Source organism: Anaeromassilibacillus sp. Marseille-P3371 (assembly GCF_900169665.1).
Classification (GTDB): domain Bacteria; phylum Bacillota; class Clostridia; order Oscillospirales; family Acutalibacteraceae; genus Anaeromassilibacillus.
Genome location: NZ_LT835157.1, coordinates 506430 through 523478, shown reverse-complemented (window position 1 = coordinate 523478; position 17049 = coordinate 506430). Strand labels below are relative to the sequence as shown.

The following is a 17049-nucleotide window of genomic DNA, read 5'->3' as shown; positions in this document are numbered from 1 at the left end:
ACAAAAGGAGTTCTAGGGCCTCCCTGTGTGCTTTTGGTCAACCGGATAGTGTGCATCCCAAACTTTCCGCAAACTGAACCGCCTGCTCCAAATCGATTCGGGTGTTCTGGAAACGCATCCTCCGCACATCCACACCGTTTAATTTGGCGCCGCGCAGATCCGTTCCTTTCAAAAAAGCATCTGCAAATACGGCATGTGAACAGTCACAGCCGCGTAGATCCGCTTTTTCCAAGTTGGCGCCTTGAAAAAATGCATGAGAGAAGCAGATTCCTTGTAGGTCCATCATGCGCAGGTCACAGCCATCAAAGACAGTATCCGAAAAATTTCCGCCGTGGAGCGTGAAACCTGTTAGATTGGCGCCGGCAAAACTGCTGCCACTGCACTTACAGTCCTTCATTTCTGCGCTAAACAAACTGGCCCCGTTAAACGTACAGTTTTGGAACAAGGTAGCGATATGGACGCTTCCATTCAAAGCGGCAAACGAAAAAATGCAGTTCAAAAAGGCACAGTCCCGTGTGAACAACCCACTCATCGCCGCCCCGTAAAACCGGCAGTTGACAAAGCGCACACCGCGCAGTTCCCGGTCCGCAAAATCCACATCGCCCAGGTCCTGCCCCTCATATTGTTTGGCCGTCAATGCAAGTTCCATGGTGTTCTCCTCCGGTCAAGGCTTGCGTAGCCGTGGAACGATCAGCACTGCTACCAGCCAGAACAGTTCAAATAATAGCAGAGCGGCTGTACTGAGTTGTTTGAGGCCCGAATAACAGGCCAGAAATGCCACCAGCAGAAAACCTAAAACCACCGCCACGGTCTGTAGGGCAATCGCTACAGAGATATTGCTGCGCTGCCGCACACAGGCCGTCAGCATACGCATCATAGCGGTTGGACGCCCTTTGGTTGCCAACAGAGCATCGACACGCTCATCCGGCTCCTCGACCAGGTCCATGTATTCTTTGCCCAAGCGTTCTGGCAACACGCGAACACCGTGTTCATCCAGATCAAACACCTGCGCCAGCAAGCGTGGAGTGATGTTTGGGTCACAGGTGCGCACAATCAAGCTGATACCGTTGTCCTCCATCCGGCGAAGCTCGGCCGCACGGCGGCGGTCCGAATTATAGGAGAGAACAAACATTGCAACCAGATCTCCGCCCGAAGCCAAGTATACCACCTGTTTGCCGCCCAGCAAATACTTTTCTTCGTAATCCCTTGACGGAGGCTCAATGCCGTACGCCTTGATTAAATCCCGGTTTCCGACCAGAATCCGGCGGCCCGATACCCAACCGACGACTCCTTTGTCATCCTCATAGCTGAGGTTTTCAATCTTTGGGAGCATATCGTGGTGGCTCTTGATGATTTGATCAAACAAGTCGCTCAGAGGGCCGCCTGTCGCGCACATCAGCGCAGTTGCGTCCACAATGGCGTCATCGATCCGTTGCCCTCCAAAAGTTTTAATGCCATTGAGAATCACGGTTCCCTTCGGGAACAGATCCTTCGCATCCAACACCACAGCATTGGCGGTGGAAAAATGTTCCACAGCGGGATACCCAACCACCATTGCTCCACAGCGTGTCGCCAATTTGCTCAGCCGCGCGAGGGGAAGATTTACACTCAACATGTTCATCATCGGTACGCTGATACATGTGGCCGCTGCAAACACCGTAATCGCACCGATCACGTCCTGGTTCAAAACATAATATACAATACAGAGTACCAACGACAGGATAGCGCCAATGGGCGCAATGATGTGCGAACTTTGGTCACTGGGATCATTTTCATAACTTAAACTCAAAAAATGCTTTAGGAAACCTGCTTTGTTTTGATACGCAATAGCAGGGGTATCCGCTACACAACCTTTTGCCATTTGCAGCGCCGTGTTGTGGTCATCAAAATATTGCACCGCATATTTCTGATCCGGCGATGCGACAAAGCGGAAGTTGTGCCGAATGCGTTTGATGAGCGAAAATTTTCCCGCGGTATTCAAGAAAAGCGCTGCAGAAGCCAACGCTGCATAGGCATGGACGCTCGACGAAGCGACGCTCTCGGGTGCAAAAAGCAAGGCGACACTTTGAATCAGCGCTGCAACCGCAGCAACCGCCACGCCGCTGTCGGAGTTGGCCTGCAGACTGACCATGGATTTGATCCCGTTGAATATGGTGACCCAACAAAACAGGGAAGCAATCCCCAAGAAGATAAGGTTTAAAATCAGATAGGTTTGCGTCGGCAATGTAAACCGGATCGCCTCTGGCAACAGGCTGGTCATCTCTCCGAGAACCCCCAGGGCCAGCAACAACACGGTGACAATTCCCGTCACCGCCAGGCGAAGGGTGAGCTCCCGCAAGCTGGAACCAAGCTCATGTGTAACAGACGGCGCATCGGACGGCCTTTGATAGTCGTCGAGTTCGTCCGGTTCCTCTGGGAGATCTTCCTGTGGATCGTTGTCGGGTTCTTCCTCTCCCATAATGGAAAATTTCTTCTTTTTCTTGGGCAAAGGCGGAACAATTTCCTCTTTGTCCTCCTGCCGCTGGGGCTCGTCCTTCTGTGAGAAACGCTCGGCTGTCCGGCGCTCCGCCTCTGGGACGATGGGTTCCCACTCCGGCGCAGGCGCTTCTTCGGCCGTTTTCTTTTCCGCCACGGTTTGAGCGATTTCTTCCTCTTTCTGGTCGTCTGCCATTTCCTCGAGCTTAGGAAGCGGCGTTGTATGCAGCTTTGTAGAGACCTTTGGATAAGTCTTTGCCTCTTTTAAAATGACCTCTGCATAGTCGTGTAATTCTACCACATGGACCGGCGTCACACCTGCCGGACGATAGTCGGCGCGCCGTACCTTCCCGCCAGGACGTGGCTGTAACGGCTTCTCCTGCGAGTATGTATCCGCCGAAGCGGACTCTTCTCCACGAATCGGCGTTACAACAGGCTGCATATCGGGCGAAACCGGCATTTCCGGTATCACCGTAGGCGTCCCCGGCTCTGTATGGACTGGAGCCTCCGGCGTAGAAACAGGGGTAGCTGGCAGCTCAACCGGTTGCTCTGGCGTTTGTTTCGGCGCCTTTCGGGGCTTCACTGGCGTTTTGGGCTCTGTTGGCTGAACCGGCTCTGTTGGCTTCGTAGGTTCTGTCGGTTGTAGCGGTTCGATCGGATGGGTGTCCTCGATCTGCGGCGGCACCGCATATCCCCCAACCGCTGGAAATTCAAAGGTTTCTCCCTCCACCGGTAAATCCGGGGCAGTAACCGTTTTTTCCGCCCCTTTCCTCTGCACTGGCCGTGCAAAGCTCCCCATTGCAGGAAATTCAAAGGTCTCATCCCCTACGGGGAATCCGTCTAAAATAGGAGGCGTCTGCACCTTATGCTCTGCGACCGGCTTTACAGGTTCTTGTTTTTTCACCATCTTTTGGGCAGCTGGCTCGACCTTTTGGGCTGGTTCATCCGGCTTCCCGGCCGCAGCTGTTTGGGAAGCTGTTCCAATTTTTTCAACGGGTTTCTGAGGATTTGCAGCGTTGCTGACCGCCTCCGGCGATCGCTTCGGAAATTGAATCTCTATGGTATTCTCATGCACTTGGAAGGCACCTGTTCGACGGGCGGTCTCCTCCAAACGCTGTTTACGTTCCTGATGCAACGTTTCAAAACGGGCTGCAATCTCCTCATCCATCTCTTCGTCTGTTGAGTCAAACAAATACGAAAAAATGGAACCAGTCTTGTCCCCAACCGGACTTCCTACGGGCTTACCCGGCTGTTTCATGGAAGAACCTGCTTTTTCCTTCTCGGTGCCGGATTTTCCACTGTTCGATTGAAGCGTCTGTTCATACTGCTGTTTGTATTCTTCCAGTGGCTTTAATTGCAGTCCATAATAAATATCCTCTTCTTCCGATGTGAAAACGCCGGACTGCTTTTTCAGCCGGCGGCGCTCCTCTTTCATACGTTTCTTTTCTGCTCGCCGCTCTGCCCAACTCAACTTTCGGGGTTCTTCTTCCTCGGGTTCCTGCGTTTCTGTCCATTGAATAGGGTCCGCCTTGGGCGTGTCCTTGAGCATCCGCTCCGTTTTCGGAGCAGTAATGGCGGGTTCTTCCATCTTTTTTGCCGGTTCGGGCTCCTTGCGCTCTATTGGACGGTGCACCGGTTCCTTGACCGGTTGTTGGGCAGCCGTCTGGGGCGTTTCATCGACGGGCAATGCGCGTGCACGCTCCGGAGCAGGCTTGGCATCTTCCTCCGTAGCAGGAATCGCATTCTCTTCTCCCTGCTGCTCACGCAACAGGCGCGCCTCTTGTAAAATCTCTTCCACGGAAAAGTCGTCGTGGGGCATATTGGTCTTTTTATCCATTCCTCTTCCCCCTGTCTCACTTGGTCACAATTCCACTGCGCTGACGCGCTACCTCATAACAGATCACGCCACATGCAACCGAGGCATTCAGCGAGTTTATTTTTCCCTTCATGGGCAGGGATATGACAAAATCACATTTTTCTTTTACAAGACGGCTGACGCCGAATCCCTCCGAACCGATCACCAGTGCAACCGGCCCCTTATAATCCACCGAACACCAATTCTGTCCGTCCATATCCGCCGCATAGGTCCAAACTCCACGCTGTTTGATCTCCTCCAATGCAGCCGCTATGTTGGTCACGCGGGCAACCGGTACATATTCCACCGCCCCAGCAGAGGCCTTCCCGACTGCATAGGTCAATCCCACCGAGCGGCGTTTTGGGATAATGACCCCATGAGCCCCTGCACATTCCGCCGTCCGAAGAATCGCGCCGAGATTGTGTGGGTCCTCCAATTCATCCGCTACAATAAAGAATGGCGGCTCGCCGCGCTCCTGCGCCAAAGCAAAAAGATCCTCCAGCGTGGCGTATGCATGCGCTGCAACCAAGGCGACTACCCCCTGGTGTACCGCGTTACCGCACAAATAGTCCAATTTTTTGGAGTCTACCTCCTTAATGGTGACCCCCTGTTTCTTTGCTTTTGCAATCAATGCACCAATGCTCCCCGTATGTGTACCCCTTGCGACATACAAACTGTCGATCGGACGGCCGCTACGCAACGCTTCCGTAACCGCATTCCGGCCCGCGATCACATCTTCCCCACGGCGGCTCTGCTCTTCCTTGCTCATATACACCTTTCCCTGCTTCCTATGTTAAAGTCAAATATTCCAAAGTCCTTTGGCCTGCCGAGTTTTCCGATTGGTCGTTCAAGGAAACGATTGGCAGTCCTCTTTCGAACGGTTTTATCTTCCCCATTTTTTATCTATCGTAGAACAACGCCCTTATACGTTCCCCTACGCTTCCAAGTGTGAAGTTATTATACCATAAAATCCTCTCGGTGAGGATATGAAAATACAGTTCCAGACAAGTTATCTTCCGTATCTGCCCCGTGTACGACTGATACAGAGAAACAGAAGGTTTTCATGCGATTTGAAGTTATTATTATAATGGATTTGTTGTATGAAAACAACCTTATCCTTCTGTGAGACAACTCTTGTGGAAAAGTCTAAGGGTTCATTTGCGGAAATGTGGAAAGTTTGCTCTTTTTTCTTTTTAAAGCTAAAAAAACTTTACGCATAGTTTTTACCATTTCATTTATCCGTTTACATAACATTTTATAGATGGGCTTTTTCCCAACTTTAAACAAGCTACACCCGGCATTTCTCCACTGTTTCCACCAAGTTTTCAACACTCTCCACAGAGTTTTCCACGTGGTTTATGTAAACCTGTGGAAATACAAGACGTATAAAACCGCATTCCCATGCGGTTTTTTGGAAAATAGTTTTTTTAAAAGAAAGATGTTGCCCTATTTTGTGTGAAAAGCTAGGTGGAAAACTCTGTGGAAATTGGTGAAAGTTGTGTAATTCCTTGCCCAATGGATACGATTATTTTTTATGTTCTTGGGGCGTTTGATTTCTCTTTGCTTGCATGGATTTTCGGATGGATTCCAAAACAGCTTTTCCTTATATCTTCTTAGAATATAGCATTTCTAAAAATGATAAAGCCCCCTCCTATATAAATTAATCCATGAAAGAGTCCGATCCTCGAACAAGTCATTACATGGAAGAACCGCTGCAACAACTGCTAAAACGGACAAAAATTCCCTCTACATCTTTTATCAGGCGCATCATACGCCTTTCGGCGCCTTATTTTCATCCAACAAAAGCTTGTGGCCCGAGAGTGTTTTGTCGTTCTGATGCTGTCAAGGGACCGCCCCTCGCACCGTGTAAGCGAATTTTCCCTGTGAACCGCAAGATGGAATGATAGACAGAATCCCCCGTATGAGTTCAATCATACGGGGGATTGCTATTATATGGGCATCATCCTATGGCCCTGTTGCCTCTTGTAGGACGCGTCTTGTTACTATAAACGTACCTTGACTTTGTTGGCATCCAGCCATAAGTATGGGACATCTCGTTGCCTAAACGGTCCAGATAAGAAGTAATGGTCTGACATCCCCATTCAATGCCTTTTATGTTTGTAATAAAGTCCGTCATCCTTCTTCCTTGAAACGGAGGAAAAACCGGCCTTAAACCAATGACTTTCCAACCGTAAAATTTTGGATTCCCATAGAGCCCGGTCCAATTTCATACTCATCAAAACTGATAACCACATTGCCGCTACCATCGATATAAAATTTTTGGTCATCGGTTATCCCCTGGAATCCCTCATCCGGCATATCCGGTGTTGGAACAAAGTAGGGCCACTGTACCGGATCTTCTGCGATACGTTGATCGATGGTTTCTTGGATTGCTTGGTTAGCGATCTCTTTATAGTCCGGTCCCAATACATCTTCCAAGGTGAGATCCTTTCCGGAGGACAGTTCGAGATTGTAGAATATCTGTTGTGTATAAGCGCTTGCCGCTGTCTCTGTCTTATGAATGACAAAGGACAATGTTTTTTCGTTAGAACTCTTGATCTCATAGGTAATATCCAAAATAACCGGCATCCATTCCGTGGGGTCCTGCCCTTGTGCAATCGCTTCCTCCCGATTCTGTTTGGCTTCTTGGCGGGCGTCAGCAACAATGGCGTCTATTTTTTCTTGAATCTCCCTGTTGACGCGTTTCTCCAGTTCTGTATTTCCTGTTCCAGCAATGGATGGTTGATTGACTGTGATCCATTCGGAGTCTGTCTCAATGGAATACGAACGAAATGTCAATACTTTCGCTACATTTCCCAGCACGGGGACCTCAGCCATAGCACTGGCAAAGGTGGAACTGAGATTCAGAAGTGCAACAAATAGGATACACACAGCTGCGGCGGCGGACAAAACTGGTCTGTACCAAGCGATCCTTCGACGAGAGGATGCCCGTACAAACGCCTGATCTATAACATTTGGAAGCTGCTCCGGAATTTCCATGGATTCATAAACTTTTTTCGCCTTTTCAAAATTTGTCATCATTGGTATCCTCCTAAACATATATATAAAAGTTTGTTCCTACGGCATTCCCGGGTGACCGTAGACCAAGCTCAGAGCTATCATGGTTTTTATAGGACACTATGTTGTGACCACCTCCCCTTGAAGGTCGACCTTTAAAAGCTTGAGTGCTTTATATAAACGCGACTTCACCGTACTGAGCGGTGCTCCAGTGATAGCCGCAATATCTTCCAGCTTCATATCCTCAAAAAAGCGTAAAATCACAATGGTTCGCAATATGGGCTCCAGGCCCTGAACCGCACGATAAAGATCTACATTCTGTGCGACATCCTGTTCCTCTGCGGCTGGGCAGGTGGATTCCGTATATTCTTCGAGGGAGACAACCTTTTTTCCTCGCAAGTAAGTAAGGGCCTGATTTACCAGAATCCGATAGAACCATGTCTTCATATAAGCGGGATTTCGAAGCGTATGCAGCTTTTCTATCCCCTTGACGACTGCATCCTGCACCACATCCAATGCCGCATCACTGTTTTTGGTATAACTATAAGCCAGGCGATAAAAAGCCTGCTGATTCTGTGTGATATACTCCCGAAAATCCTGGGTTGTTGCCATAATCCAGCCCCACCAATCTGTTCTATATTTCTTATTCTGTCTATTAGACGCTTCCCAGCCCAAAAAAGTTGATACAAATGTGAAAAGCTGTCTATGGAGAAAACCTCCGACCACTTTTTGAATCCTGTATTCTCCCCTCCCATTCCCCAGGGGTAATGGCAATTCCTGTGGGTCCCGCTTCATCATGAGGCTTTCCATCTTCTTTTTTGTTTCCGGAGTTGGATGTACCCAACTAAATCTGTATTCATTGCGGGAGGGTATAAGCAAGGAGCTGCCTTAAAAGAAAGGCAACTCCTTCGTTAATCCATTATGGTTCCTGAGCGAATGGTTTTTGTATCCAAATCCCGCCGCCCCTGGCCGTGTTTCGCTCTACCAATTGGGATCGTGCTCCATCCTATCTTTTATATTCTCACTCACATAAGGATCCTGTGCGGGGTAGTTTTTGCATCCATATTCGAGATAATTTCCAGAGAATTCCATACTACTATATTGGTTATATTTATCCAGTCATCCCTTCGAATGAATGCCTCGACCCATTCACTTACACCTTCTCGTACAGCTTTTCTCTCTAATCGATTCAGTAACGTATTCTTTATCAATTGCTTCGTGGATTGTTCCATATTGGATGCTCTTTGTCGCTTTAATATTTGATAAAACAGTATCCGTTGGCTTAATAGCAACAAGGATGCCCTACCTTTGCGGCGACTGTCCCTATAAAAACGTTCATTAGCTTAATGGCGATAGGGGCCCCGCCTTTTGTGGCCGTCGTTTTACCACTTCTATTCCTATTACAAATATCCGTTCGTTTAATAGCGATAGGGGCCCCGCCTTTTGTGGCTGTCGCTTTACCACTTCTATCCCTATTACAAATATCCGTTCGTTTAATAGCGATAGGGATACCCCGCCTTTTGCGGTGGCTGTCCCTGTTAAAAATATTGATTTCGATATATTGAGATGTTTGTTCCTGAAACAATTTGCCAAATCAACATGGCATTCTTCCAAAAACGCCTACATTATAATATTGTATTCCTCTGTTTATTTCGAAGTGGGGCCGTAACCAAATGGCGCTCGATTACGCCTCCGCCAGCCTGCACAGAAGGATTCCTTCCCGGTGCCGCTTTATAAGCATAAAGAGTTCACTGAAATATCTTTTGTTTCTAACCGAAACATAAAACCGAATGGGATCTTATAAAAGAGAAAAAGCCCCCGGCAAACGGGACGCTAAAAGGCGGTATGAACCGCCTTCCCGGACGCTTTGCGGCCGGAGCCAGCACGCCGCAGCGTGCTGGCAAGCGTCCCGCCCATCTGCGGGAGCTTTGAACATTTTTTATATTACTCTCTCAATCAGGCTTGCCGGACTATCTGGCAACCCGATTGTCCAATTATTTGCAGGCCTCATATACGGCAACTGCACATGCCACAGTCGCACCAACCATCGGGTTGTTGCCCATTCCGATCAAGCCCATCATCTCGACGTGCGCCGGAACAGAAGAAGAACCTGCGAACTGTGCATCGCCATGCATACGGCCCATAGAGTCGGTCAAGCCATAGGAAGCCGGGCCAGCCGCCATATTGTCCGGATGCAGGGTACGGCCTGTGCCGCCGCCGGAAGCAACGGAGAAATACGGACGGTTATTCTCGATTGCCCATTTCTTATAAGTACCAGCAACCAAATGCTGGAAGCGGGTCGGGTTGGTGGAGTTACCGGTGATGGAGACGTCCACACCCTCCTTCTTCATAATCGCAACACCTTCGAGGACGTCATTTGCGCCGTAGCACTTGACTGCCGCACGCTCGCCCTCGGAGAATGCCTTTTCCTCCACAACGGTCAACTCGTCGTTGAAGAAGTCGTAATCGGTCTTCACATAGGTGAAACCATTGATTCTGGAAATGATGTATGCAGCATCCTTGCCCAAGCCATTCAGGATAATGCGGAGCGGCTCTTTACGGGCACGGTTTGCCGTCTTGGCAATGCCGATTGCACCTTCTGCCGCAGCAAAAGACTCGTGACCCGCGAGGAATGCAAAGCACTTGGTTTCGTCGCGGAGCAACCGTGCGCCCAAGTTGCCGTGGCCCAGACCAACCTTACGGTTCTCTGCAACAGAACCCGGGATGCAGAATGCCTGCAAGCCAATGCCGATTGACTCTGCAGCATCTGCGGCGGAAGCGCAACCCTTCTTCAGAGCAACTGCGCAACCCAATGTATACGCCCAGCTGGCGTTCTCAAACGCAATGGGCTGTACACCCTTGACAATTTTATCCACATCGATTCCTTTGCTCAGGCAAAGGTCGCGCGCATCTTCGAGGCTGGCAAGGCCATACTCGGCAAGGCACTTTTCGATTTTGGGCATTCTTCTTTCTTTACCTTCAAACTTGACATCGTTAGCCATGTAAGTTGTCCTCCTTTATTCTGCTTTCTTCAGCGATCCCCCAGTTGGGATACGCCTGATTTGGAAAGTTCGGTATGTTCCCTGCCGAATTATTCTTCACGCGGATCGATGTACTTCGCCGCGCCGTCAAAGCGGCCATATTGGCCGATATTCTGCTCATAAGCAGTCTTCGGGTCCACACCGTGGCGGATATCTTCCATCATCTTGCCAAGTTTGACAAACTGATAGCCGATGACCTCATTGTTTTCGTCCAGAGCGGTCTTGAGAACATAGCCTTCGGCCATCTCCATGTAGCGGACGCCCTTTGCACCCGTGCTGAACATAGTGCCAACCTGGGAACGCAGGCCCTTGCCCAAGTCTTCCAGGCTTGCGCCGATCGGCAAACCATCCTCGGAGAACGCGGTCTGGCTGCGGCCATAGGCCAGCTGCTTAAAGATCTCGCGCATTGCGACGTTGATTGCATCGCAAACGAGGTCGGTATTCAAGCACTCCAACAGAGTCTTACCCGGGAGAATTTCTGCTGCCATAGCGGCAGAATGGGTCATGCCGGAGCAGCCCAGGGTTTCCACCAAAGCCTCCTGCACAATGCCATCTTTTACATTCAGGGTCAATTTGCAAGCGCCCTGCTGCGGTGCACACCAGCCCACACCATGGGACAGGCCGGAGATGTCTTTGATCTCGTAGGCTTTTACCCACTTGCCCTCCTCCGGGATGGGTGCGGGACCGTGATGGGGACCTTTGGCTACAGGACACATGTTTTCCACTTCATGGGAATAATTCATATCGGTACTCCTTTCGGTTTCAAGTTTCCTTGGTTTAACCACCATACATGTTGATTATAGGCCATTTTCCGAATTTTAGCAAGAGTTTGTCCAGGCAAAATTATAGGAAATCCCTCTCGATTTTCCTTGCTTTTCGGGAAACTCTGGAAAGTGGACAGCCTGCTTTTTATACAGTGTCTTTCGATCAAAAACAATTGTACCGTTCTGGTAAGCACAGGCCATAGGTAAAGACCTCTCAATGTAGGAAATTCTCCTTTCCAATCAGCTGTAACAGAGTTCTTGCCAAAACAAGTTCATTGAGAGGGGCTGATTCTCTCACTGGCCGCCATTGGATCCGTGAGAGAATCAGCTGAATCAAACTTATTTCAAACGAACACAATACCAATAAAATATACCATCTCAAATATCCACTGGAAATCCACCGTCAGAAACGATTCGACCTGTTTGTTCATGTACCCCAGGATAAAGCAGAATCCAAGCAATCGCTCTATCGATGGAACCGCTCAAAGGGTTCTGCCAGGTCAAGAGGGGTTCCTTCTATATTGTGTAGGGAAAACCGTACCAAAAGGCTGCTCGGAAGACGCCCAAAATTGCAAAGAGCATATCTTGCCTTCCTCTTTTCCGATTTTTGCGCAAATTGTTTGGTTTTCTCTTGGCAGATTCATAATTAATTTACATTTATCTTATTGACAATCGGGCAAAGTAATGATAAATTAATAACTAGAGTTAGCACTCGATCTAAAAGAGTGCTAAAACTAAAACCTAAATAAAAGAGGTGGGAAGGTTGGAACTCAGCGAACGGAAGAAAAAAATCCTGGCAGCAGTCGTCGAATTGTATGTTTCTACCGGCGAGCCAGTCGGTTCAAAGGCGCTTTGTGACAACCTAGACTTTGCGGTCTCTTCTGCCACTGTTCGCAATGAAATGAGCGATTTGGCCGAAATGGGACTTTTGGACCAACCGCACACCTCGGCGGGCAGAGTGCCCACACAGATGGGGTATCGAGTTTATATCGACACCCTGATGAAAAGAAAGCCCGTCACCCGCGAGGAGAAGCGTTTCCTGGACAGCCAGCTGCTCTCCAGCGCCTATGACCCGGAAAAGTTGCTGGACGGCGTCTCCAGAGTTCTGGCAGCCGCTACGCGGTTTGCCGCAGTGTCAACTACGCCGAGCGGGCGTGGCGCCAATATCCGCGCGATTCAGTTCGTACAGACGAGTCGCCGGACAGCGATGGTTATTTTGATGACCTCTGCTGGGACCATGAAAACGTGCGTATTCCATTGCGATTTTGATCTGTCCCAAGAAATCTTACGGGTGTTTTTCCGGGTGTTTAATGAGCGGTTGGCTGGAATGCCCGTTTCAGAGGTAACGCCCGCCTTTATTCAAAATATGGCGGCCTCGATGGGAGAAATGGCGATCCTGATGTCCTCTGCGTTCATGGCTGTTCTCGATGTCGCTCGGGATTCCATGCAGGCGGAAATCTGTATGGAGGGACAGACGAATCTCCTTTTTTATCCAGAACTTTCCCTTACGGCGCGCCGGATGATGGATTTTTTGGCACGGGCAGATGAATTGAACCGTCTGTTGGAACAGCGGAGCAAGAGTGTGAAGGTACTGATCGGCGATGAGACCGGCCGGCCGGAATTGAAAGATTCCAGTGTGGTGATCTCCCGCTATACCGTTGGAGGCAAAGATGCTGGTGCGCTGGCGATCATCGGTCCCATGCGCATGAATTATGCCAAGGTGATCTCCCACATGGAGTATCTATCCGATGCAGTGGGAAAAATGCTTACCGAATTGATGGATTATAATGCTTAATCATGATAGAGCGCAAAAGGCGCAATTTAAAACGAAGGAGGGTCCGGGCAGTTGAATACGGAGGAAAAGAATCCGCAGACAGAGGCCGGAACTGAACCGCAGGCGAGCGCGGAACCGGAGGCTTCCGAACAAGCGGAAAAGGCAGACAAAAAGGACAAAGGAGGCTTTGGCGGCAAAAAGGCCAAAGCAGAGAAAGAAGCGATGCAGAAAAAGCTTGAAGAAGCAGAGGAGGCCCTGAAAAAGCAAAAAGATCAATTTTTGCGCACCGCAGCGGAATATGACAATTTCCGCAAGCGGACCGAGCGTGAAAAAGCGGCGATTTATTCCGACGCGACAGCCGCAGCGGTGCTGGAATTTCTGCCGGTGGCAGACAATCTGGAGCGCGCGCTCGAGCAACAGGAGTGCAGTGTCGAAGATCTGCGCAAGGGCGTTGAAATGGTCCAGACACAGCTGAAAAGGGCACTGGAAAAGCTAGGCGTGGCCGAGATGGGCGTCGCAGGGGAGGCGTTCAACCCGGAGTTACACAATGCTGTATCGCACATCGATGACGAGAGCGCAGCGGAAAATGTGGTCGCACAGGTTTATCAGAAGGGATATAAGATCGGCGACAAAGTCGTCCGGCATGCAACGGTCGTGGTTGCAAACTGAGCGGTTCGCCATCCCGCAATCCCCTTTCCAAATATAAATTACTGACGAAAACAACCGAATCAAAACTGGAGGTATAGATTATGAGTAAGACAATTGGTATTGACCTTGGTACAACAAATTCCTGCGTAGCCGTAATTGAGGGCGGCGAGCCGGTCGTAATTGCCAACGCAGAAGGGGCGCGTACAACGCCGTCCGTAGTGGCATTCTCCAAAACTGGCGAGCGCATGGTGGGTCAGGTGGCAAAGCGCCAAGCGATCACGAATCCAGACCGCACCATTTCTTCCATCAAGAGAGAGATGGGTTCCAACTATAAAGTGGCTATCGACGACAAGAGCTACACCCCGCAGGAAATTTCTGCAATGATTTTGCAAAAGCTGAAGGCAGATGCAGAGGCCTATCTGGGCGAAACGGTCACCTCTGCGGTTATCACTGTTCCGGCATACTTCACCGACGCACAGCGTCAGGCTACAAAAGATGCCGGCAAGATTGCCGGTCTTGATGTAAAGCGCATTATCAATGAACCGACCGCAGCTGCTCTGTCCTATGGCATCGACAAGGGCGAAGAGCAGAAGATCATGGTGTATGACCTCGGCGGCGGTACATTCGACGTTTCCATCATCGAGATGGGCGACGGTGTTCAGGAGGTTCTTGCAACTGCTGGCAACAACCGCTTGGGCGGCGACGATTTTGATAAGCGCATCATCGATTGGATGGTCAGCTCCTTTAAACAGGAGAGCGGAATTGATCTCTCCGGCGACAAGATGGCGATGCAGAGACTGAAGGAAGCGGCAGAAAAGGCAAAGATCGAACTGTCCGGCATGACTTCGAGCCAAATCAACCTGCCGTTTATCACCGCCGATGCCACCGGTCCAAAGCATCTCGATATGACGTTGACCCGCGCAAAGTTCAATGAACTGACCGCTGACCTCGTAGAAAAGACCATTGGCCCGGTTCGTCAGGCTATGCAGGATGCCGGTTTGCAGTTCAGCCAGATCAGCAAGGTTCTGCTCGTCGGCGGTTCTTCCAGAATCCCGGCTGTTCAGGAAGAGGTTAAGAAGCTGACTGGCAAGGAGCCGTTCAAGGGCATCAACCCGGATGAATGCGTTGCCATTGGCGCTGCATTGCAGGCAGGCGTGCTCGGCGGCGAAGTCGAAGGCTTGTTGTTGCTGGATGTCACGCCCCTGTCCCTCGGCGTTGAGACCATGGGCGGCGTCATGACGAAGGTAATCGAGCGCAATACCACCATCCCGACTAAGAAGAGCCAGATCTTCTCCACGGCTGCGGATGGCCAGACACAGGTCGAAGTCAACGTACTGCAGGGTGAACGTGAATTCGCGCGCGATAACAAGCAGTTGGGGCTGTTCAAGTTGGACGGCATTGCACCCGCACCGCGCGGCATCCCCCAGATCGAGGTCACGTTCGACATCGATGCAAACGGCATCGTCAACGTTTCTGCAAAGGACCTTGCAACCGGCAAAGAGCAGCACATCACGATTTCTTCCAGTTCCAATATGAGCAAGGACGACATCGATAAGGCTGTCAAGGATGCGGAAAAGTATGCCGCAGAGGATAAAAAGCGCCGCGAAGAGGTCGATACAAAGAACGAGGCGGAGAATCTCTGCTACTCGGTCGAAAAACTGATAAAGGACAGCGGCGATAAGATGGACGCCTCTGACAAGAGCGACCTGGAAGCAAAGTCCAATGCGCTGAAGCAGGCGGTTTCCGGCAATGATGTCGCGGATATCAAGAGCCGTACAGAAGAACTGCAAAAAGCTTTGTATGCCGTTTCCGAAAAGCTGTATAAGGCAGCTGCACCGCAAGGCGGCCAGCCGGCAGATAATGCGGGGGCCCCGGCGCAGGATACAAACGGCAATCCGGTCTATGACGCAGAGTACAAGGACGTCGATGACAACAACAATAAATAAACTTTCGGGCGTACTGCATGGCAGTATTCGTTCCTGATAAACGATGGTAAGGCTGTTGTGGGTGTGGATGATACCCACAACAGCTTTCACCCGTAAAATGGCGAAGTGGATTTTCTCTAAAAGTGATTTACAACAGGCGGAAAACCTGATAGGATAGAGAACGCGGCTGTGCCGCATAAAAATGAGAGTTCGCGTGGGCAAAGATTTCCAGACAGAGCTGAGGCGGCTTGCGCATTTGTAGGAGTGATAGGTGTGGCCGATAAAAGGGATTTTTATGAAGTGATGGGTGTGCCAAAGAACGCCACCGAAGACGAAATAAAAAAAGCCTACCGCAAATTGGCAAAAAAATATCACCCGGATCTCAATCCGGGGGACAAAGAGGCGGAGGCAAAATTTAAAGAAGTCAATGAGGCGTATGAGGTACTCTCGGACAAAGATAAAAGGGCCCGGTACGACCAGTTCGGCCATGCCGGGGTGGACCCCAACTTCGGTGGCGGTGCAGCCGGCAGCCCGTTCACCGGCGACATCGACTTGGGGGATATTTTCAACAGCTTTTTTGGCGGCTTTGGCGGCGGCGCGCGCCGCGCCAATCCAAATGCGCCGCGCCGCGGCAGCGATACGGAAGGAGTCGTCAACATCAGCTTCGAGGAAGCTGCAAAGGGTTGTAAAAAAACCATTTCCTTCAACAAAATCGAGTCGTGTCCGGACTGCGGCGGCACAGGCGCCGCGAAGGGAACTAGTCCAGCATCCTGCCCCCAGTGCGGCGGTACGGGACAGGTACGCATCAACCAGCGTACGCCGTTTGGCGTGGTACAGACCGCGCGGACCTGTGACCGCTGCGGCGGTACTGGCCGCGTGATCGAATCTCCCTGCCACACTTGCAACGGCAGCGGACGCGTGCGCAAACAAAAGACGATCGAGATCAACATTCCCGCCGGTGTTGACAATGACCAGATGCTCAATGTTTCCGGACAAGGCAATGCAGGTGCAAACGGCGGCCCTAGCGGCGATTTACATGTCTATGTAAATGTGCGGCCGCATCCGATCTTTGAGCGCCGCGGGGACGATGTATGGTGTGAAATGCCGATCACATTTACGCAAGCGGCACTCGGTGCTGAGGTAACCGTACCGACCATTGACGGACGTGTAAGCTACCAAGTGCGTGAGGGCACACAACCCGGGGATGTGTTTAAACTCAAAGGAAAGGGAATCCCCCATATCAACGGCAGGGGCCGGGGAGATCAATATGTCCGGATGACCATCGAAGTCCCCAAAAATCTCTCTCAAAAGCAGAAGCAACTTTTACAAGAATTTGATAGCTGCGCGGAAGAGAAAAACTACCAAAAACGCAAAGGCTTTTTCGACAAAATTAAAGAGATGTTCGACGATAAAAAAGCATAACCAGACCAGGACAGGGCCTCTTTGTCCCCTGTCCTGGTTTTGTTCTATTCAAGAGGATGGATAAAAGAGTCGCTCCTACAAGGATTGATTCCAAGTAAATGCATCGACTTTCCATTGTTTTCTTTCC

At 50.4% G+C, this 17049-nt stretch carries 11 protein-coding genes; 4 read left to right on the top strand and 7 right to left on the bottom strand.

Features of this window, described 5'->3' with window-relative positions; all coding sequences use genetic code 11:
* Positions 1-37 precede the first annotated feature (37 nt).
* From B9Y59_RS01530 to B9Y59_RS01490, 7 genes are all read right to left on the bottom strand, one after another.
* Positions 38-649: a pentapeptide repeat-containing protein gene (locus B9Y59_RS01530; RefSeq protein WP_054323777.1), complete on the bottom strand. Its 612-nt coding sequence runs from the start codon at positions 647-649 to the stop codon at positions 38-40.
* 15 nt (positions 650-664) lie between these two features.
* On the bottom strand, positions 665-4312 hold the full coding sequence (locus B9Y59_RS01525) for a hypothetical protein (protein WP_085531373.1): 3648 nt from the start codon (positions 4310-4312) through the stop codon (positions 665-667).
* A 16-nt stretch (positions 4313-4328) separates the two neighbouring features.
* Complete coding sequence (rlmB, locus tag B9Y59_RS01520; RefSeq protein WP_054323832.1) at positions 4329-5099, bottom strand: 23S rRNA (guanosine(2251)-2'-O)-methyltransferase RlmB; 771 nt, start codon at positions 5097-5099, stop codon at positions 4329-4331.
* 1400 nt (positions 5100-6499) lie between these two features.
* Positions 6500-7372 carry a DUF3298 and DUF4163 domain-containing protein gene (locus B9Y59_RS01515; RefSeq protein ID WP_158088909.1) on the bottom strand — a complete coding sequence of 291 codons (873 nt, stop codon included), beginning with the start codon at positions 7370-7372 and terminating at the stop codon, positions 6500-6502.
* Positions 7373-7468: 96 nt separating this feature from the next.
* Positions 7469-7960, bottom strand: coding sequence for a sigma-70 family RNA polymerase sigma factor (locus B9Y59_RS01510; RefSeq protein WP_054323781.1), 492 nt, complete (start codon positions 7958-7960; stop codon positions 7469-7471).
* A gap of 1382 nt (positions 7961-9342) precedes the next feature.
* Entirely contained in the window at positions 9343-10350 is a 1008-nt protein-coding gene (locus tag B9Y59_RS01495) for a GGGtGRT protein (RefSeq protein WP_054323783.1), read from the bottom strand.
* Between the two features lie 89 nt (positions 10351-10439).
* Positions 10440-11132, bottom strand: a complete 693-nt coding sequence (locus tag B9Y59_RS01490) for an iron-sulfur cluster assembly scaffold protein (protein ID WP_054323784.1) — start codon at positions 11130-11132, stop codon at positions 10440-10442.
* A 784-nt stretch (positions 11133-11916) separates the two neighbouring features.
* On the opposite strand from B9Y59_RS01490, the gene hrcA reads away from it, so the two are divergent.
* The 4 genes from hrcA (at position 11917) to dnaJ (ending at position 16922) form a co-directional block, all read left to right on the top strand.
* Positions 11917-12948, top strand: coding sequence for a heat-inducible transcriptional repressor HrcA (hrcA, locus tag B9Y59_RS01485; protein WP_085531365.1), 1032 nt, complete (start codon positions 11917-11919; stop codon positions 12946-12948).
* A 51-nt stretch (positions 12949-12999) separates the two neighbouring features.
* Positions 13000-13596 (top strand): nucleotide exchange factor GrpE, encoded by a 597-nt coding sequence (gene grpE, locus B9Y59_RS01480; protein ID WP_054323785.1) that lies wholly within the window; start codon positions 13000-13002, stop codon positions 13594-13596.
* A gap of 80 nt (positions 13597-13676) precedes the next feature.
* Positions 13677-15521 carry a molecular chaperone DnaK gene (gene dnaK / locus B9Y59_RS01475; RefSeq protein WP_054323786.1) on the top strand — a complete coding sequence of 615 codons (1845 nt, stop codon included), beginning with the start codon at positions 13677-13679 and terminating at the stop codon, positions 15519-15521.
* Between the two features lie 252 nt (positions 15522-15773).
* A complete protein-coding gene (dnaJ, locus tag B9Y59_RS01470; protein WP_085531363.1) occupies positions 15774-16922 on the top strand; it encodes a molecular chaperone DnaJ in 1149 nt (382 codons plus the stop codon).
* Positions 16923-17049 lie beyond the last annotated feature (127 nt).

Excerpts from the sequence above, each read along its gene's own strand:
- B9Y59_RS01530 (WP_054323777.1), bottom strand. The coding sequence starts at position 649 with ATGGAACTTGCATTGACGGCCAAACAATATGAGGGGCAGGACCTGGGC.
- B9Y59_RS01525 (WP_085531373.1), bottom strand. The coding sequence starts at position 4,312 with ATGGATAAAAAGACCAATATGCCCCACGACGACTTTTCCGTGGAAGAG.
- rlmB (WP_054323832.1), bottom strand. The coding sequence starts at position 5,099 with ATGAGCAAGGAAGAGCAGAGCCGCCGTGGGGAAGATGTGATCGCGGGC.
- B9Y59_RS01515 (WP_158088909.1), bottom strand. The coding sequence starts at position 7,372 with ATGATGACAAATTTTGAAAAGGCGAAAAAAGTTTATGAATCCATGGAA.
- B9Y59_RS01510 (WP_054323781.1), bottom strand. The coding sequence starts at position 7,960 with ATGGCAACAACCCAGGATTTTCGGGAGTATATCACACAGAATCAGCAG.
- B9Y59_RS01495 (WP_054323783.1), bottom strand. The coding sequence starts at position 10,350 with ATGGCTAACGATGTCAAGTTTGAAGGTAAAGAAAGAAGAATGCCCAAA.
- B9Y59_RS01490 (WP_054323784.1), bottom strand. The coding sequence starts at position 11,132 with ATGAATTATTCCCATGAAGTGGAAAACATGTGTCCTGTAGCCAAAGGT.
- dnaK (WP_054323786.1), top strand. The coding sequence starts at position 13,677 with ATGAGTAAGACAATTGGTATTGACCTTGGTACAACAAATTCCTGCGTA.